The 20,821-nt window shown below is 31.0% G+C and carries 19 protein-coding genes and 1 pseudogene; 15 read left to right on the plus strand and 5 right to left on the minus strand.

The genetic code is table 11. From position 1 onward, the window contains the following. Positions 1 to 448: 448 nt before the first annotated feature. Both LQ609_RS07095 and LQ609_RS07100 read right to left on the minus strand, forming a co-directional pair. Positions 449 to 592: a hypothetical protein gene (locus tag LQ609_RS07095; protein ID WP_182476958.1), complete on the minus strand. Its 144-nt coding sequence runs from the start codon at positions 590 to 592 to the stop codon at positions 449 to 451. A 505-nt stretch (positions 593 to 1,097) separates the two neighbouring features. Further along, complete coding sequence (locus LQ609_RS07100) at positions 1,098 to 3,020, minus strand: ABC-F family ATP-binding cassette domain-containing protein (RefSeq protein ID WP_107509494.1); 1,923 nt, start codon at positions 3,018 to 3,020, stop codon at positions 1,098 to 1,100. A gap of 162 nt (positions 3,021 to 3,182) precedes the next feature. Here LQ609_RS07100 and LQ609_RS07105 point away from each other — a divergent pair, with 162 nt between their 5' ends. The 7 genes from LQ609_RS07105 (at position 3,183) to LQ609_RS07135 (ending at position 9,244) form a co-directional block, all read left to right on the plus strand. Continuing rightward, entirely contained in the window at positions 3,183 to 3,815 is a 633-nt protein-coding gene (locus LQ609_RS07105; protein WP_078358294.1) for a redox-sensing transcriptional repressor Rex, read from the plus strand. 11 nt (positions 3,816 to 3,826) lie between these two features. After that, positions 3,827 to 4,051, plus strand: a complete 225-nt coding sequence (locus LQ609_RS07110; protein WP_239734516.1) for a twin-arginine translocase TatA/TatE family subunit — start codon at positions 3,827 to 3,829, stop codon at positions 4,049 to 4,051. 72 nt (positions 4,052 to 4,123) lie between these two features. Continuing rightward, positions 4,124 to 4,906, plus strand: coding sequence for a twin-arginine translocase subunit TatC (gene tatC, locus LQ609_RS07115; RefSeq protein WP_078358291.1), 783 nt, complete (start codon positions 4,124 to 4,126; stop codon positions 4,904 to 4,906). A 125-nt stretch (positions 4,907 to 5,031) separates the two neighbouring features. Continuing rightward, positions 5,032 to 6,099 carry a YeeE/YedE family protein gene (locus LQ609_RS07120; protein ID WP_078358290.1) on the plus strand — a complete coding sequence of 356 codons (1,068 nt, stop codon included), beginning with the start codon at positions 5,032 to 5,034 and terminating at the stop codon, positions 6,097 to 6,099. 18 nt (positions 6,100 to 6,117) lie between these two features. After that, entirely contained in the window at positions 6,118 to 6,342 is a 225-nt protein-coding gene (locus LQ609_RS07125; RefSeq protein ID WP_239734517.1) for a sulfurtransferase TusA family protein, read from the plus strand. Positions 6,343 to 6,512: 170 nt separating this feature from the next. After that, the gene (locus LQ609_RS07130; protein ID WP_078358285.1) at positions 6,513 to 7,994 is read left to right on the plus strand and encodes a sucrose-6-phosphate hydrolase; all 1,482 of its coding nucleotides are present in this window, start codon (positions 6,513 to 6,515) and stop codon (positions 7,992 to 7,994) included. A 209-nt stretch (positions 7,995 to 8,203) separates the two neighbouring features. Continuing rightward, positions 8,204 to 9,244, plus strand: coding sequence for an SdrH family protein (locus tag LQ609_RS07135; protein ID WP_239734518.1), 1,041 nt, complete (start codon positions 8,204 to 8,206; stop codon positions 9,242 to 9,244). A gap of 162 nt (positions 9,245 to 9,406) precedes the next feature. Here LQ609_RS07135 and LQ609_RS07140 read toward each other — a convergent pair whose 3' ends face one another. Beyond that, complete coding sequence (locus LQ609_RS07140) at positions 9,407 to 11,107, minus strand: M3 family oligoendopeptidase (RefSeq protein ID WP_239734519.1); 1,701 nt, start codon at positions 11,105 to 11,107, stop codon at positions 9,407 to 9,409. A 112-nt stretch (positions 11,108 to 11,219) separates the two neighbouring features. On the opposite strand from LQ609_RS07140, the gene LQ609_RS07145 reads away from it, so the two are divergent. Then, the gene (locus LQ609_RS07145; protein ID WP_078358279.1) at positions 11,220 to 12,650 is read left to right on the plus strand and encodes a phosphate--AMP phosphotransferase; all 1,431 of its coding nucleotides are present in this window, start codon (positions 11,220 to 11,222) and stop codon (positions 12,648 to 12,650) included. 42 nt (positions 12,651 to 12,692) lie between these two features. On the opposite strand, the gene mroQ is transcribed toward LQ609_RS07145, so the two are convergent. Further along, a complete protein-coding gene (mroQ, locus tag LQ609_RS07150; protein WP_078358277.1) occupies positions 12,693 to 13,463 on the minus strand; it encodes an intramembrane glutamic endopeptidase MroQ in 771 nt (256 codons plus the stop codon). 174 nt (positions 13,464 to 13,637) lie between these two features. On the opposite strand from mroQ, the gene groES reads away from it, so the two are divergent. The 6 genes and pseudogenes from groES (at position 13,638) to LQ609_RS07180 (ending at position 18,980) form a co-directional block, all read left to right on the plus strand. Continuing rightward, positions 13,638 to 13,922, plus strand: coding sequence for a co-chaperone GroES (gene groES / locus LQ609_RS07155; protein WP_078358274.1), 285 nt, complete (start codon positions 13,638 to 13,640; stop codon positions 13,920 to 13,922). A gap of 42 nt (positions 13,923 to 13,964) precedes the next feature. Then, a complete protein-coding gene (gene groL / locus LQ609_RS07160) occupies positions 13,965 to 15,590 on the plus strand; it encodes a chaperonin GroEL (RefSeq protein WP_078358271.1) in 1,626 nt (541 codons plus the stop codon). A gap of 212 nt (positions 15,591 to 15,802) precedes the next feature. Further along, positions 15,803 to 15,982, plus strand: a pseudogene (locus tag LQ609_RS07165) (Abi family protein); the annotation flags it as partial. Positions 15,983 to 16,083: 101 nt separating this feature from the next. Next, the gene (locus LQ609_RS07170; protein WP_078358270.1) at positions 16,084 to 16,818 is read left to right on the plus strand and encodes an ABC transporter ATP-binding protein; all 735 of its coding nucleotides are present in this window, start codon (positions 16,084 to 16,086) and stop codon (positions 16,816 to 16,818) included. Further along, positions 16,808 to 17,902, plus strand: a complete 1,095-nt coding sequence (locus LQ609_RS07175; protein ID WP_239734520.1) for an ABC transporter permease — start codon at positions 16,808 to 16,810, stop codon at positions 17,900 to 17,902. Before LQ609_RS07170 ends, LQ609_RS07175 begins: the two co-directional genes overlap by 11 nt. A 514-nt stretch (positions 17,903 to 18,416) precedes the next feature. Next, positions 18,417 to 18,980 (plus strand): GNAT family N-acetyltransferase, encoded by a 564-nt coding sequence (locus LQ609_RS07180; protein WP_208143666.1) that lies wholly within the window; start codon positions 18,417 to 18,419, stop codon positions 18,978 to 18,980. 31 nt (positions 18,981 to 19,011) lie between these two features. Here LQ609_RS07180 and LQ609_RS07185 read toward each other — a convergent pair whose 3' ends face one another. Beyond that, positions 19,012 to 19,524, minus strand: a complete 513-nt coding sequence (locus LQ609_RS07185; RefSeq protein ID WP_208143667.1) for a methylated-DNA--[protein]-cysteine S-methyltransferase — start codon at positions 19,522 to 19,524, stop codon at positions 19,012 to 19,014. A 224-nt stretch (positions 19,525 to 19,748) separates the two neighbouring features. Here LQ609_RS07185 and rsgA point away from each other — a divergent pair, with 224 nt between their 5' ends. Further along, the gene (gene rsgA, locus LQ609_RS07190) at positions 19,749 to 20,798 is read left to right on the plus strand and encodes a ribosome small subunit-dependent GTPase A (protein ID WP_078358265.1); all 1,050 of its coding nucleotides are present in this window, start codon (positions 19,749 to 19,751) and stop codon (positions 20,796 to 20,798) included. Positions 20,799 to 20,821: the final 23 nt, after the last annotated feature.

Genomic DNA, 20,821 nt, shown 5'->3' on the forward strand with positions numbered 1-20,821 from the left:
AGAAGTGTAAGTATGGATGTCTGTATTTACATAAGTAGAGAAAGGTGTGAGCAAGGGTGTCTGTATTCACAAAAGTCAGTAGAAGTGTAAGTAAGGATGTCTATGTTCACACAAGTCAGTAGAAGTGTAAGTATGGATATCTGTATTCACACAAGTAGAGAGAAATGTAAGCATGGGTGTCTGTATTCACAAAAGTCAGTAGAAGTGTAAGTATGGATGTCTGTATTTACATAAGTAGAGAAAGGTGTGAGCAAGGGTGTCTGTATTCACAAAAGTCAGTAGAAGTGTAAGCAAGGGTATCTGTATTCACACAAGTGGAAAGCATGCGCATAAAAAAATGCCAACAAAGTTTTAAACTTTGCGGGCAATCTGATGGTAGTTTTATGAGCTACCAAAATGATTTTTATAAAATTTCTAGGACAATTATGTCTCAGTCATTTTAATGTGTTCATTTTCTAGTGTACTTTCCTTCACTGTTTGTGTAATCAGTGTAGTCTTTAATACGTTGTTCATATTCTTCTTTAGTTATAATCTTATGCTCTAGCAATTCTTTAGCTTTTGTTGTATAACTCTCAATGTTAGCGTTATTCATAAATCATCATCCCTTCTGTATAATACACAAGACCAATTAATCAATGAAATTTAACTCTAAGCACTTACTAAATTTAAATTTAGTAAGCAGTGTTTTCTTACTAAAGTGTACAAGACAAGAAAATTGGTTACATAAATTATAAAACTTTTTCAATATTAAAGCTAGTGAATTAATCTACTAGATTAATAATTTAAGATTAACTTCATTTTGATTTCACAATATTTACAAGTCACCAACAAAATGCATGAGATATTCATAAAGTCAATACAGAACGTTTGTACTTGTGCACAAGTTAATCACAAATTGTGGATAACCTAAGTATATCTTTTGTTTTATTTGTGGATAAGTTTTACGATGAATGGCTTGTTTTTACTTTTTACCTGTGGATAAGTAGGATAACTCTGTGGATGACTGTAAAACAAGTCTTTTTATTGTGAATAAAAGTGTGATTAATATTCGATATAAAAAATCACTAAGGTGTAAAACTTACCTTAGTGATTTATGATTAATTGAGCTTACTTTCTATTTCTTCCCATTTTTCCATGTTTTCTTCGAGCAAACGTTCTGTTTCTATTCTTAGATTATTAATTTCATTACTCTTCTCAATATCATTAAATATTTCTGGCAATGTAAGCTGATGCTCATAGTTTGTAATTTGTTCTTCATATGTAGAAATATTATTTTCAATTTCTTCTAATTGTCGCTCAAGTTTACGTTTTTCTTTTTTATGTTGTTTTTGATTTGTATAAAAATTATCATCTTTAGTTGTTTGAGTAGAGGAACTATCATTTTGTTCATAACTATTGATTGCATCACGTTGTTCTAGTTTTTCTAAATAATATTGATAATCTCCTTGGAAAAGCTCATTACCTTCATAAGTGATATGGAATACTTTATTAGCAAGTTCATTAATAAAATATCGATCATGTGATACAAAGAGTAGTGTGCCTTCATAGTTTTGTAGAGCTTGTTCTAACATTTCTTTAGAATCAATATCTAAATGGTTGGTAGGTTCATCAAGAATAAGAACGTTATTTTTTTCTAGCATTAACAATGCTAGTTGAAGACGTGCTTTTTCTCCACCTGATAAGTCATTAATTACTTTTTTGACTTCATCCTGGGTAAATAAGAATCTGCCTAAAATGGTTCTAATGTCTTTCTCTAGCATATGTGAGTATTGATTCCATACATAATCTAATATTGTCATATTGGATTTAAATTCTGCTTGTTTTTGGTCATAATAACCAATCTGAATATTAGAACCGAATAAGACATCTCCAGCTAATGCAGGAAGCTTTTGTGCGATTGTCTTAATCAAAGTAGATTTACCGATTCCGTTTGGACCGATTATAGCGATGCGATCATGACGTTTTACTTCTAAATTAATTGGTGAAGTTATGCTTTCAGAGTAACCAATTTCTAAATTATTAATTTTTAAAACATCTTCACCAGTAGCTCGGTTTATTTCGAAATTAATTTGTGCACTTTTTGCATCAAGTCTTGGCTTATCGATTCTTTCCATTCGTTCTAAGACTTTACGTCTACTTTTCGCCATACCACTTGTAGATGCGCGTGTTATATTTTTTTCAACAAATGTTTCTAATTTTTTAATCTCACTTTGTTGTCTTTCGTATTCAGCCATTACTTTTTCGTAATGTGCGTCACGTTCTTTCAAAAACTTACTATAGTTACCTACGTATTTTTTTACAGAACCTAAAGCAACATCGTAAACTTGGTTAACTATTTTATCTAAAAAGTATCTATCGTGACTGATTATAACGATAGCGCCTTTGAAATGTGTTAAATAGTTCTCAAGCCATTCTGTTGTATCCATATCTAAATGGTTAGTAGGTTCATCTAGTAATAACAAGTCTGGTTCACTTAATAACATCTGAGCCATCGATAATCTAGTCTTTTGACCACCACTGAATGATTGAATTTGTCTATCAAAGTCAGACTCTATAAAATTCAAACCCGTTAAAACAGTTTTAATTTTACTTTCATATTGATAGCCATCCAATGATTCGTATTGATTTGATAGTGTTTCATATTGAGATAACTTTTCTTGATAAGTATCGCTATCATAGTCATCTGCGTGTTTGCTTAACCAGTCTGTTAAAGATTTCATCTTTTCTTCAATTACTATTACATGTTCAAATGGTTTTTTCATTTCATTCATAACAGTATCATTTGAGTCTAATGTCATTTGTTGTGTTAAATATCCCATAGAAACTTGTTTACCTTTAGACATGTTTCCTGAATCATAACTTTCGACGCCGGCAATAATTTTCATGAGTGTTGTTTTACCTGCACCATTTCTTCCAACTATTGCAATTCTTTCACCTGTTTTAACTTCAAAATCAGCATCTGAAAAAATAACATCGCCATCAAAAGATTTTTCTAAATTATTTATTTGTAAAAGTATCATGTTTACACCTCTCTATTAGTTATTATTCTACATGAAAATGAACGATAATTGTATGTAAATGACATACAATATTTATATAGTTATTTTATGTGAAGTTTGTTATAATAAACCCATTAGATGTGAACGCAATCACATTATTTTATAGTGGAAAAGGTGAGGATTTTGGCAAAGAATGATGTGAAGATCCCTAAAGCAACTTTGAAACGTTTGCCTCTTTATTATAGATTTGTTAGTACACTTCATAATTCAGGCGTAGATCGTGTATCTTCAAAAGAATTAAGTGAAGGTCTTAAAATTGATTCAGCTACAATTCGCCGAGATTTTTCATATTTTGGTGAATTAGGAAAAAAGGGTTACGGATACAATATTAGTTATTTATTAAAATTTTTTAGAACAACCCTTGAACAAGATGATATGACTAAAGTCGCAATCGTTGGTGTTGGTAATTTAGGTACTGCACTTGTGAATTATAATTTTACTGTTAATGATAGAATGCAAATTGTCGCAGCTTTCGATCAATCTGAAAGTATATCTGGAAGTATGGTAGGTAAATTGACAGTTGATAGTATGGATGATTTTGAAAAAGTAGTTGAAGAAGTAGGTATACAAGTTGTAATATTGACAGTACCACAACAAGCAGCACAAAGAGTTGCTGATCGTATAACATCTGCTGGAATTACTGGTATTTTGAATTTTACACCTCAAAGAATAAATGTACCTGAGAAAGTGCAGGTTCATCATATAGATTTAGGAATTGAATTGCAATCTTTAATCTTCTTTATGAAGAATCAATAGGAGGGTATCAAATGGAAGCTTTAACGTTTATTAATACAGTCGGTATTTCAGGACCAGTTAGTTTATTATTTATAGGGGTAGTAGCATTAATTATATTTGGGCCAAAGAAATTACCACAGTTTGGTAGAGCGATGGGATCAACTTTGAAAGAATTTAAAGATGCTACAGATGGCATGACAAACTTTGATGAAAAGAAAAGTAGTCCTGAAGATAGCAAAGATAAAGAAGTTAAATAGAATTTTATTTAACAGATGTTCCCTTAAATGTGGCGGGTTTCCTGCCACATCTTTTTTTAGATTGGAGGTAAGATGGTGGATAAAGACAATTTAACTTTTGTCGAACACTTAGAAGAATTACGTGGTCGTATTATGATTATTGCATATTTTCTAATAGGTGGGCTCATTATTGGATTTTTCATTGCTAAACCAGTGATTTACTATATTACGAATGATGATTTTACCCAAACATTAGAATTGAATGCGTTTAGGATAACAGATCCACTCACAATATACATAGCAATGATTATCATTATTGCATTTATTATTGTATCACCAGTTATATTATATGAAATATGGGCATTTATATCTCCGGGATTACATCCAAAAGAACAAAAAGTTACACTAAGCTATATTCCATTTAGTTTGTTCTTGTTTGTAGGAGGTTTGTTATTTTCATACTTTATCATATTCCCATATTTAATAGCATTTACGATGGGACTAGCAGATGACATGGGTATAAAGCAGACCATTGGTATTAAAGAATATTTTAGTGAATTATTCAAATTTACGATACCTTTTGGTTTCGTATTTCAATTGCCAATTTTATTATTATTCTTAACAAGATTAGGGATTGTAACACCGATGTTCTTAAAGAAAAACAGAAAATATGCATACTTCATATTACTTGTCGTAGCAGCATTAATAGCTCCACCTGATTTTATGACACATATGTTATTTACAATTCCGATGATACTTTTATATGAGATTAGTATCATAATTTCTAAAATAGGTTATAAAAAATATTTAAAAGCAGAACAAAAATTAATGGAAGAAGAACTAGGTATGGATGAAGATGAAACGAAACAACCGTAAAAATTACGGTTGTTTTTTCTTTTTTTGAATTATCAAACTTTTGTAATGAAATGGTAACTTGAAAAAATGTGGAATATCATATATTATTATTCCTATCAAAGTAATAAGAATAAGGAGATGTAAACGTGATTTGGATGGTTATGAGTGGACTTATCGTCGGTATATTACTCGGCTTTGTTATGCAAAGAACACGTTTTTGTTTAACAGGCGGATTTAGAGATATGTATGTACAAAAAAATAATAAAATGTTTTATGCTTTATTAATAGCTATTTCTATTCAAAGTATTGGGTTATTTACTTTAGTAGGATTAGGCGTCTTTAAAATAGAAGCGGAAACATTTCCATTAGTAGGTACGATACTTGGATCATTTGTATTTGGTATTGGTATTATACTAGCTGGTGGGTGTGCAACTGGTACATGGTACAGAGCAGGTGAAGGATTAATAGGAAGCTGGATTGCATTAGTATTGTATGGTGTGACGGCCGCAATTATGAAATCTGGTCCTTTAAATCCTTTACAAGAAAATATAAATTCATATAGTGTAATGAATTCAAATATGTCTGAAACACTTAATATACCTGTTTGGTTATTAATTATAGTGTTAGTAATGATAACAGCATATTTTGTTACAAAAACTTTGAAAAAACCAAAAGTTGCTATACCTCAATTAAAACCGAAATATACGGGAATACGTCATATGTTATTTGAAAAAAGATACCATCCTTTTGTTGCGGCAGTTGCAGTAGGAGTTATTGCTTTAATTGCTTGGCCAATGAGCGCTTCAACTGGTAGAGTTGGAGGACTTGGTATTACAACTCCTTCAGCCAATATCGTTCAGTATTTAGTGACTGGAGATGTTTCATTAATAAACTGGGGTGTATTTTTAGTATTAGGTATTTTCGTAGGTTCATATATTGCAGCTAAAGGCTCAAGAGAATTTAAATGGAGAATGCCAGATACTAAGACAATTAGAAATAGTGTGATTGGTGGTGCTTGTATGGGTGTAGGTGCATCATTAGCAGGCGGTTGTTCAATCGGTAATGGACTAGTATCTACAGCAGCTATGAGTTGGCAAGGTTGGGTTGCCTTACCTTCAATGATTTTTGGTGCTTGGTTTATGAGTTACTTCATTTTTGTTAAACCTAGAAAAGCTAGACAAGCTAAAACACAAGTGAATACACAAAGTATTTAATAAAAGGAGCGTGTAATAATGGTACATGAATTAGGTACTGTTGGAATGGTATGTCCATTTCCATTAATAGAAGCACAAAATAAAATGGATGAAATACAAGTTGGAGAGCAACTAAAAATAGATTTCGATTGTACACAAGCAACAGAAGCACTTCCAAATTGGGCAGCGGATAATGGATATCCTGTTACTAATTATGAACAATTAGGCGATGCTTTATGGACTATAACAGTCGAAAAACAATAATATAAGTATTCAAACTGTCGACAAAACTTAACTTTGTTGGCAGTTTTTTTATTTGAAAGAAATGTGGTTTGAGAACAATCATTTTGAAACGAAGGATAAATTAGCTTATAAAATATGATAAAATAAGTATATTATGTAGCCGGTTAAAATGAGAAGTAAGGAGAATGATAATGGTAAATTGGACACGTGAAGAACAATACAAAAAACTATCAGACATATCTGAAGTTGAATATAATAAACTGCTAGAACAAGTTAACCAATCAAAATGGCGTCAAATCTTTCACATACAACCAAAGTCAGGATTATTAAACGATCCTAATGGAGTTATTTATCATAATGGTACATACCATATATTTCATCAGTGGTTTCCATTAGGAGCTGTACATGGATTGAAGTATTGGTATCACTATACAAGTAAAAACTTAACGAGTTTTAAAGATGAAGGAGTTGCTTTATCACCAGATACAGAATTCGATAGTCATGGAGTTTATTCTGGAAGTGCATTTGATTACGAAGGCAAATTACATTTAATGTACACAGGTAACGTTAGAGATAATGAATGGAATAGAAAATCAACACAAATGATTGCAGTTCAACAAGAAGATGGATCATTTAAGAAATTTGATAAACCTGTGATTCATGATGTTCCAAAAGGCTATACTGAACATTTTAGAGACCCTAAAGTATGGAAAGAAAAAGATAAGTACTATGCTATTTTTGGAATACAAAGAGAAAATGAAACGGGAAGTGCAGTTATTTATGAGTCTGTTAACATTAAAGATTGGACTTTAAAGGGTGAAATACATACTAAATTACAAGATTTCGGTTATATGTGGGAATGCCCAGACTTGTTCAAGCTGGATGAGAAAGATGTATTTATCTTTTCTCCACAGGGTATTGAACCTCAAAATAATCAATTTGAAAACATATATCAATCTGGCTATCTAATTGGTGATTTTAATATCGATACTTTAGAATTTGAGCATCATCATTTTATTGAACTAGATCAAGGCTTTGATTTTTATGCACCACAAACATTTTTAGACAAAAATGGTAAAAGAATTTTAATAGGTTGGATGGGACTTCCTGAAATTGATTATGCAACTGATGAAGAAGGTTGGGCGCACTGTTTAACAATTCCAAGAGAGTTAACAATCGAAAATAATAAACTAGTTCAAAGACCGATTAAAGCTCTAGAAAAATTAAGAACGAATAAAGAAACAGCAGAAGGTTATGCAAACAAACACTCTGTGAAATTACATCCATATGAAGGTAAACAATATGAGTTGATTATAGATATTATTGAAAATGAAGCGACAGAAATATATTTTGATGTAAGAGTTTCAAAAAAATGTTCTACTCAAATAATTTATAATACAAGAACAAAGCAGCTGACATTAGACCGTTTTGAAAGTGGTGTTGTGAGTGAAGCGGTTGATAAAGCAACACGTACAACAACTTTAAATAAGGATTTAGAACAGTTAAGAATTTATAGCGATACCTCAAGTTTAGAAATTTTCGTAAATGATGGAGAATGCGTATTTACAACTAGAATTTTTCCGGATGAAAATGCAGTAAACTTTAGAACTTCAACAGAATCAGGGCAAGTCTATTTGAAATTTACAAAATATAACTTGCAACTAAATAGTTAAAACATTAAAAGTCTCCCTATTCGAAATTCAATTTTTGGATAGGGAGTAATTATTATGTACAACTTATCTTAACCTCTAATTATTAGAAATATGAATAAGTTATTACAAAATATTAATTCTGTGTAACATATGGGGTTAAAGCATAGAAAACAAGATATTTATGATTTATACTTATAATATTGAAAACGTATAGGAGGGGGATAACATTTATGAAGGTACTTAAAAATTCAATTATATCAACTTTATTATTATCTTCGATGGTTATAGGTGTAGCACACGGGAATGATACACTCGCTATTGAACCTTCACAATCAAATGTGAAAGACACTTCTCCTAATACAGCTGAAGAACAAACTAAACAAAAAACAGAGAAGAAAAAAGATTCAAGTACAGAAGAACCGAATACAAGTGAAAAACCAAGTACAGAAGAACCAAACAAAGAACCGAATACAAGTGAAAAACCAAGTACAGAAGAACCAATCAAAGAACCGAACACAAGTGAAAAACCAAGTACAGAGGAACCGAGTACAGAAGAGCCAAATTCAGGTGAGGGAAAACCATCAACTGAAGAACCAAGCACAGAAGAACCTAATACAGGTGAAAAACCAAGTACAGAAGAATCGAGTACGGAAGAGCCAAATTCAGGTGGGGGAAAACCATCAACAGAAGAACCGAGCACAGAAGAACCTAATACAGGTGAAAAGCCAAGTACAGAGGAACCGAGTACGGAAGAACCAAATGGTGGAAATAGCAATAATCAAACACCACCGCCTAATAATTCAGGTGAAGGAAAACCATCAACTGAAGAACCAAAATCAAATGACTCAAATAATAACAACTATAATAGCCAATATATAGATCAATATACACCTACTATGCCATCTTATCCTGATAATTATGAACAACAATATTCTGAAGGAGAAGATCCAAAGTTCATTCCAGGTAACTCTGAAGAATATTATAGTAAATTGGATGAAGATGTTTTAGATTTGGTTACGAGTAAAGTAGGAAGTAGACCTGATTTAGCTCATCCTAAATTTAAAAAAACATCTAATACAACAGCAACTACATCCACAAATGAAGATAATGATACAAAAACAGAATCCACTTCAACAACTACTGAAAGTTTTGATACAGCTTCAGAAAAAAAAGATGTTTCAAAGCCACTAATTATTGGTATTTCGTTAGCGATAGTAGTAATTTTAGGATCTGTAATTGTATTCTTCTTGAGAAAAGTAACTAAATCTTAATAAATTAGATATGAAAAAATAAGGCTGAGACAAGTTAATTGTCTCAGCCTTTCATTTGGCAGAACTCTTCGATTAACGTCCGACTTAATCTACAACTTGGCAGAACTCTTCGATTAACTAGTGACTTAATCTACAACTTGGCAGAACTTAGTAAAGTTGTCTTTAGAATTGGGACTGATCAATATTTTGAATTGCTTTATAAATGTGTTCCACAATTGATTTTACAGTGCCTTTTTCAAATGGTGATTGTAAACCAACTGATTCAATAATATCCACAAATGATTGAGATCCGCCGATTTGACATATTTTTAAATAGTCAGCCCATGCTTGTTCTTTATCATTTTCTTGTTTGATATAAAATTGCATTGCACAAATTGTGGCTAATGTATAATCGATATAATAAAAAGGTGAAGCAAATATATGACCTTGTCTATGCCAAAAAGCGCCATTTTCTAAGTGGTGTATGCCATCATAATCTATAGTTGGTAAGTATTTCTTCTCTATGTTAGACCAAATTTTTCTTCGTTCTTCAACAGAAATACCTGGATTTTCATACACTTTATGTTGAAATTCATCTATCGCTACGCCATATGGTAAAAATTTAATATTATCTTCTAAATGTGATAACTTAAATTTTTCTGTTTCCTCTTTGAAAAATAGTTTCATCCATGGATAAGTTAAATATTCCATACTCATAGAGTGTATTTCACATGCTTCCGAAGTCGGAAAGTAATATTCAGGTACGGAATATTTCAGACTTTCAAAAACTTGAAAAGCGTGACCAGCCTCATGAGTCATGACTTCGATATCACCTTGTGTACCATTAAAGTTGGCGAAGATAAATGGTGATTTGAAATCATTAATAATTGTGCAATAACCACCACTTTCTTTTCCTTTCTTAGCTTCTAAATCAAACAATTCTTTATCTATCATAAAATCAATGAATTTTGCTGTTTCATTAGAGCGTTCATAATACATTGTTCTAGCATTTTCTACAATTTCATCTGTTGTTATTTGTGGTTTAGGTGATCCCGATTTAAACGTGAAATTTTGGTCATATACTTTTAATTGGTTAACATCTATACGTTTAGCATGTTGTGCTTTAATAGTTTCAGCTATAGGAACGATAAATTCTTTTACTTGATCTCTAAAAACTTTAACATCTTGATCACCATATCCAATCCTTTGCATGCGATCATAACCAAGTTGAACAAAATTGTCATATCCTAATTTTATAGCTATTTCATGTCTAACTTTAACAAGCTCATCATAAATTCGATCAAAATCTTCTAAATGAGCGTCGAAAAATTTTTCTTTCGTAATGTATGCATCTCTACGTATATTTCTATCTTTATTTATTAAATATTTGCTAAACTGTGATAAATTTAACTGTTCTCCTTTATATTCAATTTCTGCTGAGGCAACTAATTTATCATATTTACTTACTAACTTATTTTCTTTTACGAGTAATTCATTGATTGAAGGATGATAAGTGTATAAAGCAACTTCAGCTAAAGAAAATAATTGTTGACCAAAATGTTTAATTAGCTCGTCTTTAAATTTAGAATTAAGTAATGATTCATAAAATAGGTTATCTAAATTTTGTATTTTAGGCATATTTTCATCAAAAAAGTCTCTTTCCTTACTATAAAAATCATCGTGACTGTCGATAGATGCTCTAATGTAAGCAATGTTGAAGTATGTATCTGTATGATTTCTTATTTTGTTTATTTTATTTATAGTTTCTATAGCTTCAGCAATTGTTTCAGCGTGATCTAATATTTTTAAAAGTGATTTCGTTTTTTGTTCTTTTTCTTCAATGTTTATTTGTTCATATTGATATTCTTTAAATGTAAGTGTCATAATTTTCCCTCCATATTAAAAGTATTATACCATTATCAATATAATAATTACTTGAAAATTGCGAAAACTGTAATGTGGGCATATAATATTATTTGAAAAGAGGTGTATTGATATGACTAAAAATAATGAACAATTATCTTTAGAAGTAGCAGCTTTAACTAGGGAAACTAAAGAACTTGGAATTCCTATTATGATAGTATTTGAGGGTGTTCCAGCTTCAGGGAAGACAAGACTATCTAACGAACTTTTATTAACACTTGATGCAAAATACACGCGTTTTATACCTACAAAGTCTCCTACAAAGGATGATCTTAGGTACCAATTTTTACAGAAATATTGGAACAGTTTACCTGCTAGAGGAGATATTAACATTTATTTTAGAAGTTGGTATGCATATTTTATTGAATACCAAGAAAATAAAATCAAGAATTCCATTTATAATAAATATCATGTATTAAAAAGACAAATACAGAATTTTGAATCGATGATTAAAGATGATGGGTATGAAATAATTAAGTTTTATATTGAGATTAGTGATAAAAAAAGAAAAGCGCATTTAAAAGAAATGAAGGAAAATCCACTTACAAATTGGAAAGCACAAGAATATGAAAGTGCTATAGCTGATGATGTTTACCATAAAGAGATGCATAAAATTTTAAAAGATGCACCTAAAGATGAATGGAAAATTATTGATTATACAGAAAAAGATGAAGCTATTAAATCAATGAATCAACATATTATAACGCGTTTAAAAAGTGCCATTCAACTACATAAAGAGACTAAGAAAGTAAGTGATGGCAATTTTAGTGATAATTTTAAATCTGAATTACTTAATCAATCTATTGAAAAGATAAACAATAAAACATACAAATCATTAATAGGTGAACTACAAAGCAGGTTAAAAGAGCTGCAATTTGCTTTGTATGAAAGAAAAATACCTTTAATATTGGTGTATGAAGGAATGGATGCTGCCGGTAAAGGTGGAAATATAAAAAGAGTAAGAGAAAAATTAGACCCAACTGGTTATGAGGTCAATGCAATTAGTGCACCTACAGATGTCGAACTTACTCATCATTATTTATGGCGATTTGCAAAAGATATGCCAAGAAGTGGGCATGTTGAAATATTTGATAGAAGTTGGTATGGCAGAGTCTTAGTTGAAAGAGTCGAAGGATTTGCAACTAAAGATGAATGGTCACGTGCGTATCAAGAAATTAATCAATTTGAGAAAATGTGGACGGATGAAGGTGCAATTGTATTAAAATTCTTTTTAACTTTAGATAAAGATGAACAGCTAAAAAGATTTAAAGAAAGAGAAGAAACCCCTGAAAAACAATGGAAAATAACCGATGAAGATTGGCGTAATCGAGAGAAATGGGATTTATATATTGAAGCTAGTCACGATATGATAGAAAAAACAAATACCGATTACGCACCATGGCACATTGTACCAGCTGATAATAAAAAATCAGCAAGAATTGAAGTGTTAAAGTATATCATTAAAAAATGTGAAGAAGCTTTATGGGGCGTTAAACAATATTGAAAAATAAAAGCCAAGGATAAAAATATCCGAGGCTTTTTATTTTTATGAATACATATTAATAAATGTTTGATAAATAAGGTTAGATACTTGTGATTGTTTTTCTATTTGTTCATTAAGTTGATCTTTAAAAACAATTTGACCTAAAACTACGATACCATTCATTCCCATATGGGCAACGATTGGTACGATGATTCTTTTAGTTAAAACATATAGCCCACTAAAAACAGTTCCCATTACTACATAGATTAAAGTATGTTCGGGGTCTGAATGTGCTAGAGAAAAGACAAACGAACTGACTAATACTGCGATTATAAAACTTAACCATTTAGGTGCTTTAATCATATTATATATTTCACCAAAAATTAATTTTCGGAATATCAGTTCTTCAAGTATAGGACCAGCTAATACGATATAAATAATCAATATATGTGATTGTTGTGCAATCTTCATAAGATTTTGCGTGTTACCGCTCTCCATAGGTTGATTAAGAATATAAGTATTGATTAAAGCTGCGATTATTTGTCCGAACATTGCAAGAAATATTCCCGCTATGCACCAAAAAATAACATATACCCATGGTTCTTTTGTTTGTTTCTCAAGACGAGTTGGATTTTTAATATTTGAGTTCATAAACCATAATAGTAACACTGCAATGATAGCTGAAGCAGACATCCAAGTTAAACTAATCTCTAATCTTGTGATTTTAGATAGTCCTGAATCCGCGTATAAGCTATTTGGTATAATTGCTATCGTTTGTACAACGGCAAATAATAGTAATGTAGCAATGTTGACAGTTAGTCGATTAAATTGCATATTTCAATTCCTCCAAAAATAAACATGTACATATTGTACCTTATTTAGTACGAAAAGAGAAAAAATTAAGTTATATTGCTTGTAATTTTGACCAAATTTGATTATTATAAAAATGTAGTTAGCACTTAAGTATTAAGAGTGCTAATATTAATAGCGCCAAGGAGGATTTTATAAATGTTAAAACCATTGGGAGATAGAATTATTATCGAGAAAACAGAAACAGAACAAACTACAGCTAGCGGAATTGTATTAACAGATTCAGCTAAAGAACAGTCTAACGAAGGTAAAGTTGTAGCTGTTGGACCAGGTAAGCGTTTAGAAGATGGCACAAGACTTACTGTAGATGTTGCTGTAGGAGATCAAGTTGTTTATCAACAATATGCAGGAACAGAAGTTAAACGTGATAAAGAGACATATATTATCCTTTCAGAAGAGGATATTTTAGCAGTTATAGAATAATTAATTTAGATTTGTTGAAGATATATTATGGAGGTATTATAAATGGCTAAAGAATTAAAATTTTCAGAAGATGCACGTCGTTCAATGCTCGCTGGTGTTGATAAATTAGCTAATGCAGTTAAAGTTACATTAGGACCAAAAGGACGTAATGTCGTTTTAGATAAAAAATTCACTTCACCATTAATTACTAATGATGGTGTAACAATTGCAAAAGAAATTGAATTAGAAGATGCATACGAAAATATGGGAGCTAAGTTAGTAGCTGAAGTTGCTAACCAAACAAATGATGTTGCTGGTGACGGTACGACTACAGCGACAGTGTTAGCTCAAGCTATGATTCAAGAAGGTTTGAAAAACGTAACAAGTGGTGCTAATCCTGTTGGTATTCGTGAAGGTATCGATAAAGCTGTTAAAGTAGCATTAGAAGAATTACACAGAATTTCACAACCAGTTGAGAAGAAAGAAGAAATTGCTCAAGTTGGTTCTATCTCAGCAGCTGATGAAGAAATAGGTAAATTTATTTCAGAAGCTATGGAGAAAGTCGGTAATGACGGTGTAATTACAATTGAAGAATCAAAAGGATTCAGTACTGAATTAGAAGTCGTGGAAGGTATGCAATTTGATAGAGGATATACTTCTCCATATATGGTTACAGATTCTGATAAAATGACAGCTGAATTAGAAAATCCTTACATTTTAATTACAGATAAAAAAATCTCATCATTCCAAGATATTTTACCTATTTTAGAAAAAATATTACAAACAAACAGACCGATTTTAATCGTTGCTGATGATGTAGATGGTGACGCATTAACTAACTTAGTATTAAATAGATTACGTGGAACATTTACTGCTGTTGCTGTTAAAGCACCAGGATTTGGTGATCGTCGTAAAGCAATGTTAGATGATTTAGCTATTTTAACTGGTGGACAAGTTATTACTGATGATTTAGGTTTAGACTTAAAAGAAACATCATTAGATATGCTTGGAGAAGCAGGTAAAGTTCAAGTAACTAAAGATGATACAACAATAGTTGAAGGTCAAGGAGATTCAGTTAATATAGATGCTCGTGTTGGTCAAATTAAAGCACAAATCGAAGAAACTACTTCAGATTTCGACCGTACAAAATTACAAGAACGCTTAGCTAAATTGGCAGGCGGTGTTGCAGTTATAAAAGTAGGTGCAGCAACTGAAACTGAATTAAAAGAACGTAAATTAAGAATTGAAGATGCATTAAACTCTACACGTGCTGCAGTTGAAGAAGGTATTGTAGCAGGTGGTGGTACTGCACTAGTTTCAATATATAATAAAGTAGCAGAAGTAGATGCTAAAGGCGACGTTCAAACAGGTGTGAATATTGTATTGAAAGCTTTAGAAGCACCATTACGTCAAATAGTTGAAAATGCTGGATTAGAAGGTTCAATTATAGTTGAAAAACTTAAAAATGCAGATGAAGGTATTGGTTTCAATGCAGCAACAGACGAATGGGTAAACATGTTAGATGCAGGTATTGTGGATCCAACAAAAGTTACACGTTCAGCATTACAAAATGCAGCATCAGTAGCAGCAATGTTCTTAACTACTGAAGCGGTAGTAGCAGATATACCAGAAGACGAACCAGCTGCACCAGATATGGGCGGCATGGGCGGTATGCCAGGCATGATGTAAAATAGCCATCAAACGTTGATTTGAAGGCATTTAGCAAATATTAGGGACATAATTTTTATTGACGTTTCCCATTAGGTTACTAAACCTTTGGGAAGCGTCTTTTTTGTATGATTTTGTCGTTGCTTTACTTGGAGAAATAGTGTAATATATACAAATGATCTAGCCATAACTCTACTCGGGTTATGGCTATCTTTTTAGGAGTTATGAATTAAATGAAACCTTTTAAAACACATAATCAACAGTTGAAAATTTTACGAGATAGAGGATTAGAAGTCCCTAGCGAGAAGAAAAGGGATTTAGAAAATGAAAACTACTATAACATAATAAACGGATACAAGGACTTATTTTTATGTTTAGATAGTCAAGAAGTACCTGTAGTTCCAGAAAGATTTACTTTAACACTCACTAACTAGTGGGTGTTTTTTCTTTAAGAGCGTTATAATTGCAATAATAAATAAAATTGAAACTAGATTTTAAAAGGAGTTGTCCAATTATGACAGAGGTTGTAGCAAAATTAGAAAATGCGACTAAGTACTACGATAAAGTAGCAGTTTTAAATAATATAAATATAGAACTCAATTCTGGTACGATATTAGGATTAATTGGTCCTAGTGGATCAGGGAAAACAACTACCATTAAATGTTTGATGGGTATGGAAAGTTTAGAATCAGGTCATGCTATAGTATTTAACAAAGATATACCAAATAGAAAAGTGCTTAACCGTATAGGTTATATGGGCCAAAGTGATGCATTATATGAAAATTTATCTGCTCGAGAAAATTTAGTATTCTTTGGCAATCTAATGGGTTTAAAAGGAGAAAAATTAGAACAAGAAATGGTAACAAATATGAAGTTAGTGAACTTGGAGCAAGATATGGATAAAATTGTTTCTACTTTTTCTGGAGGTATGAAAAGAAGACTTTCTTTAGCTATTACACTCATTTCAAACCCAGACCTTATAATTTTAGATGAACCAACTGTAGGTATTGATCCTAGTTTAAGAAGGGATATTTGGAAGCAGTTGAACAGTTTAACTAATAAAGGTAAATCAGTGATTGTGACAACGCATGTTATGAGTGAAGCGGAAAGATGTGACTATATTGGTTTAATAATTGAAGGTAAACTTTTTGAAATAGGTACACCACAAGCATTGAAAGATAAATTTAATGTTAACACTATTGAAGAGGTGTTTTTACAAGCTGAAGAAGGTGATCATCATGAGGTTTAAAGCTATTTTTATAAGAGTTGTTAAAGAGCTCATTAGAGATAACAGAACACTTGCATTAATGCTATTTGCGCCAATATTAGTATTAACACTTATGTATTTCATATTTAATACAAATTCAGAAACTAATTTAACAATAGGTATAAATGAGAATGTTCCGAGTACAATTACAAAGGAAATACCAAAAGATAAAGTAGATATTAAAAGTTATGAGAATACACATTCGATTAGAAAAACGATAGAAAAATCAGAATTAGATGCATATATAGAAAAAAGAGGTTCGGATTTGTATGTCACATATACAAATGAAGATCCAAGTAAGTCTAGTGCGACTAAGCAAATAATAAGTACCGTATTACAAAAAAATAAAATGCAAGATGTGGTTAATGTTATTGAGAAACTGCCCAATAATCTGAAACAAAGTAACTCAAAAGCTTCTGAAGAATTGAAATTAGACAATCATTATTTATATGGAGATTCAGATAGTACTTATTTTGATAAAATGTTTCCTATACTAATTGGATTCTTTGTATTCTTCTTTGTATTTTTAATATCTGGTATTGCTTTATTAAGAGAGAGAACAAATGGTACTTTAGAACGTTTGCTTGCAACATCAGTTAAAAGAAGTGAAATAGTATTTGGATACTTAGCAGGATATGGCTTATTTGCTATTTTTCAAACAATCATTATCGTTTTTTATGCAATTTACTTATTGAAAATAGATTTAGCTGGGAGTATTTGGTTGGTAATATTAATTAATATTTTAACTGCTCTTTCAGCTTTAGCAATGGGAATATTTGTTTCTACATTTGCAAATTCTGAATTCCAAATGATTCAATTTATTCCTATAGTAGTGATACCACAAGTATTCTTCTCTGGTATTATTCCGTTAGAAAATGTTGCAAGTTGGATTAGCGTAATTGGTTATTTATTCCCATTAAGATATGCCGGTGATGCTTTGACGAATATAATGATTAAAGGACAAGGATTTGAATACATTTGGTTTGATATGTGTATATTACTTGTATTTATAATAGGATTTACAATTTTGAATATAGTGGGATTGAAGAGATATAGAAAAGTATAAAAAAATGTCATATTTTTATTAGGAAAGTGAATAAAAGGCTTGAATTTATCTAGACAGGTCCAACATGATAAATAGAGTGTCTGAATTTATCAAGACAGAGCAAACATGATAAATAGAGCGTTTGAATTTATCAAGACGTGGTCAACATGATAAATAGAGCGGCTGAATATTGCAAGACGAGACAAACATGATAAATAGAGCGGCTGAATATTGCAAGACGTGGCCAACATGATAAATAGAGCGGCTGAATATTGCAAGACGAGGCCAACATGATAAATAGAGCGGCTGAATTTATCAAGACAGGCCAAACATGATAAATAGAAAGGCTGAATATTGCAAGACGAGGCCAACATGATAAATAGAGCGGCTGAATTTATCAAGACAGGCCAAACATGATAAATAGAGCGGCTGAATTTATCAAGACGAGGCAAACATGATAAATAGAGCGTTTGAATTTATCAAGACAGAGCAAACATGATAAAATAGACATAATTTGTAATAAAGGGGAATAGCTATGATTAGAGCTGCTCAGAAGAAAGATGCAAAACAGTTAAGTGAGTTAATGTATATTATATGGAATGATATGGAACTGCCTTTAGTTGTTAATAATGACAAAGTTACAGTGTTGAAAGTCATTGAACAAAGTATAGTTGAAGGAAATTACAGAAATAACTATAAACATATCCATGTATTCGAAGTTGATGATGAATTAGCAGGATTTATAAATTGTTATGCTGGCGATGATGAAGCACAACTTGAAAACAATTGGTTAGAGATAGATTTTAACGAATCATTTAATTTAGAAAGTACACCTTTACCTGAACATGAAACAGACAATGGAGATTTTTATATAGAATCTGTTGCAGTATTTACGAAATATAGAGGAAAAGGGATTGCATCTAAACTAATAGAATTTACTTTTGAAAATGCTAAAAAATTAGGATTTAAACAAGTTTCATTAAATTGTGATTTTGATAATAAAGGTGCATTGAAATTGTATAATAAACTCGGCTTTGAACCTTTAACTGATAGAGTTCTAAGTGGACATGATTATAAATATATGGTGAAGAAAGTTTAATAGAGAAAAACTAACACTTGATTAGCGCTAATCAAGTGTTAGTTTTTTTCTCTATTTCAAGTAGTAATTCTTTTCTTTCTATACCACTAGAATATCCTCCTAATGAACCATCTGCTGCGATCACTCTATGACAAGGGACTATAATCGTAATGAAATTTTTGCCATTTGCATTTGCAACTGCACGAAAGGCAGTCGGCTTACCTATATTTTCTGCAAGTTGTTTATAAGAAATGGTTTCTCCATATGGTATTTCACATAATGCAGTCCAAACTTTTTGTTGAAAAGGTGTGCCAAAATTAAACTTAATCGGCGTTGAAAATGAATCTAATTTACCATCGAAGTAGCTATTTAATTCTTGTTCAAGATTATCTAATACTTTATTACTTTGTAAAAGTACATCAGTCTTAAGTTGTTGTTTAACAATTTGTAATTCTTCTTCAAGAGAAGGCTTATTAATAAAATGCAACATTAATAAATGCGTTTCATCAGCAATTGCTAACATTTCACCGGCTTTGGTATGAATAAACTTTTGATATAAAGTCATAATTATCACTCCTATTGAAATTTTAACATATTTAAACTGTACGTACTTATTTATCTTAAGTGACTAATTACTAAGAAATATTGCTTATAATAAAGTATTCCCTTACAATAATGTTAATAAAGTTGAAAGGATGATGTTTTATGATGGTATTAAATAACTTGTTTCAAGATAACTTAAGAATGGGTGGCCATAATTCCTAATATATAAATTATAAGGGGAATTAAATGAATTTATACCAACTAGGCATCAAAAAAGAACAGCTAGATTTTTTCGAAGAATACTTTACAAGTGACTTTCAACTTGGAAGAATATCATTTGTTGCTCAAAATCATTTTAGAATTTTAACAACAAAAGGTGAATGTAAAGGAGAAATTACACAAAAATTAGTTCAAAATAATTCTATTCCTGCAATAGGAGATTGGGTAATAGTTAACGAATTAGCTGATTTTCAATTAATTATTGATATATTACCGAGAATTAGTGAATTAAAACGTCAATCAAAAAAACATGAATCATTAAATCAATATATTGCGACAAATTTAGATGAAGTATTTGTCGTAATGGGTTTGGACAACGATTTCAATTTAAATCGATTAGAAAGATATATAATTCAAATAAATGAGAGTAAAGCTAACCCAGTCATTATATTGAATAAAATGGATACAATAGAGGATTATAAAGATAAGGTAAAGCTTGTAGAAGATAGAGTGAAAGATATACCAATTATCGTAACAAGTGTAACTAAAGGTATCAATTTAGAACAAATAAAAAATAGATTTCATGAAGGTATGACGGCTACTTTAGTCGGTTCTTCTGGAGTGGGTAAATCCAGTATTGCTAATTACTTGATAGGCAATGATACATTAAAAGTAAATTCAACGAGAGATGCAGACAGTAAAGGTCGTCATACAACTACTCATAGAGGATTATATTTCATTGAACCTAATGGGATTATAATAGATACGCCGGGTATGAGAAGTCTTTCGATATCAGCTGATAAAGAAGTTATTGAGAATAGTTTTGAAGATATTATGGATTTAGCAAAATATTGTAAATTCAAAGATTGTTCTCATGATAATGAACCAGAATGTAGGGTTCAAGAAGCTATAAAAAGTGGTGAATTAGATCAAAGTAGATACGACAATTATTTAAAGCTACTCAGAGAAGTAGCGTTTAATGAATCTAAGGTATCAAAGAAAGCAGCTTCAGAGAAGAAACAAGAATGGAAAAGTATTACAAAATCTAATCGCAAACGAAATAAAGTGAAATATTAAAATAACAGGCTGAGACATTTAAT

Source organism: Mammaliicoccus sp. G-M28, assembly GCF_022386595.1.
Classification (GTDB): Bacteria; Bacillota; Bacilli; order Staphylococcales; family Staphylococcaceae; genus Mammaliicoccus; species Mammaliicoccus fleurettii.

Coding starts and splice junctions, on each gene's coding strand:
- LQ609_RS07095 (WP_182476958.1), bottom strand. CDS start 592: ATGAATAACGCTAACATTGAGAGTTATACAACAAAAGCTAAAGAATTG.
- LQ609_RS07100 (WP_107509494.1), bottom strand. CDS start 3,020: ATGATACTTTTACAAATAAATAATTTAGAAAAATCTTTTGATGGCGAT.
- LQ609_RS07110 (WP_239734516.1), top strand. CDS start 3,827: ATGGAAGCTTTAACGTTTATTAATACAGTCGGTATTTCAGGACCAGTT.
- tatC (WP_078358291.1), top strand. CDS start 4,124: ATGGTGGATAAAGACAATTTAACTTTTGTCGAACACTTAGAAGAATTA.
- LQ609_RS07125 (WP_239734517.1), top strand. CDS start 6,118: ATGGTACATGAATTAGGTACTGTTGGAATGGTATGTCCATTTCCATTA.
- LQ609_RS07130 (WP_078358285.1), top strand. CDS start 6,513: ATGGTAAATTGGACACGTGAAGAACAATACAAAAAACTATCAGACATA.
- LQ609_RS07135 (WP_239734518.1), top strand. CDS start 8,204: ATGAAGGTACTTAAAAATTCAATTATATCAACTTTATTATTATCTTCG.
- LQ609_RS07140 (WP_239734519.1), bottom strand. CDS start 11,107: ATGACACTTACATTTAAAGAATATCAATATGAACAAATAAACATTGAA.
- LQ609_RS07145 (WP_078358279.1), top strand. CDS start 11,220: ATGACTAAAAATAATGAACAATTATCTTTAGAAGTAGCAGCTTTAACT.
- mroQ (WP_078358277.1), bottom strand. CDS start 13,463: ATGCAATTTAATCGACTAACTGTCAACATTGCTACATTACTATTATTT.
- groES (WP_078358274.1), top strand. CDS start 13,638: ATGTTAAAACCATTGGGAGATAGAATTATTATCGAGAAAACAGAAACA.
- groL (WP_078358271.1), top strand. CDS start 13,965: ATGGCTAAAGAATTAAAATTTTCAGAAGATGCACGTCGTTCAATGCTC.
- LQ609_RS07170 (WP_078358270.1), top strand. CDS start 16,084: ATGACAGAGGTTGTAGCAAAATTAGAAAATGCGACTAAGTACTACGAT.
- LQ609_RS07175 (WP_239734520.1), top strand. CDS start 16,808: ATGAGGTTTAAAGCTATTTTTATAAGAGTTGTTAAAGAGCTCATTAGA.
- LQ609_RS07180 (WP_208143666.1), top strand. CDS start 18,417: ATGATTAGAGCTGCTCAGAAGAAAGATGCAAAACAGTTAAGTGAGTTA.
- LQ609_RS07185 (WP_208143667.1), bottom strand. CDS start 19,524: ATGACTTTATATCAAAAGTTTATTCATACCAAAGCCGGTGAAATGTTA.
- rsgA (WP_078358265.1), top strand. CDS start 19,749: ATGAATTTATACCAACTAGGCATCAAAAAAGAACAGCTAGATTTTTTC.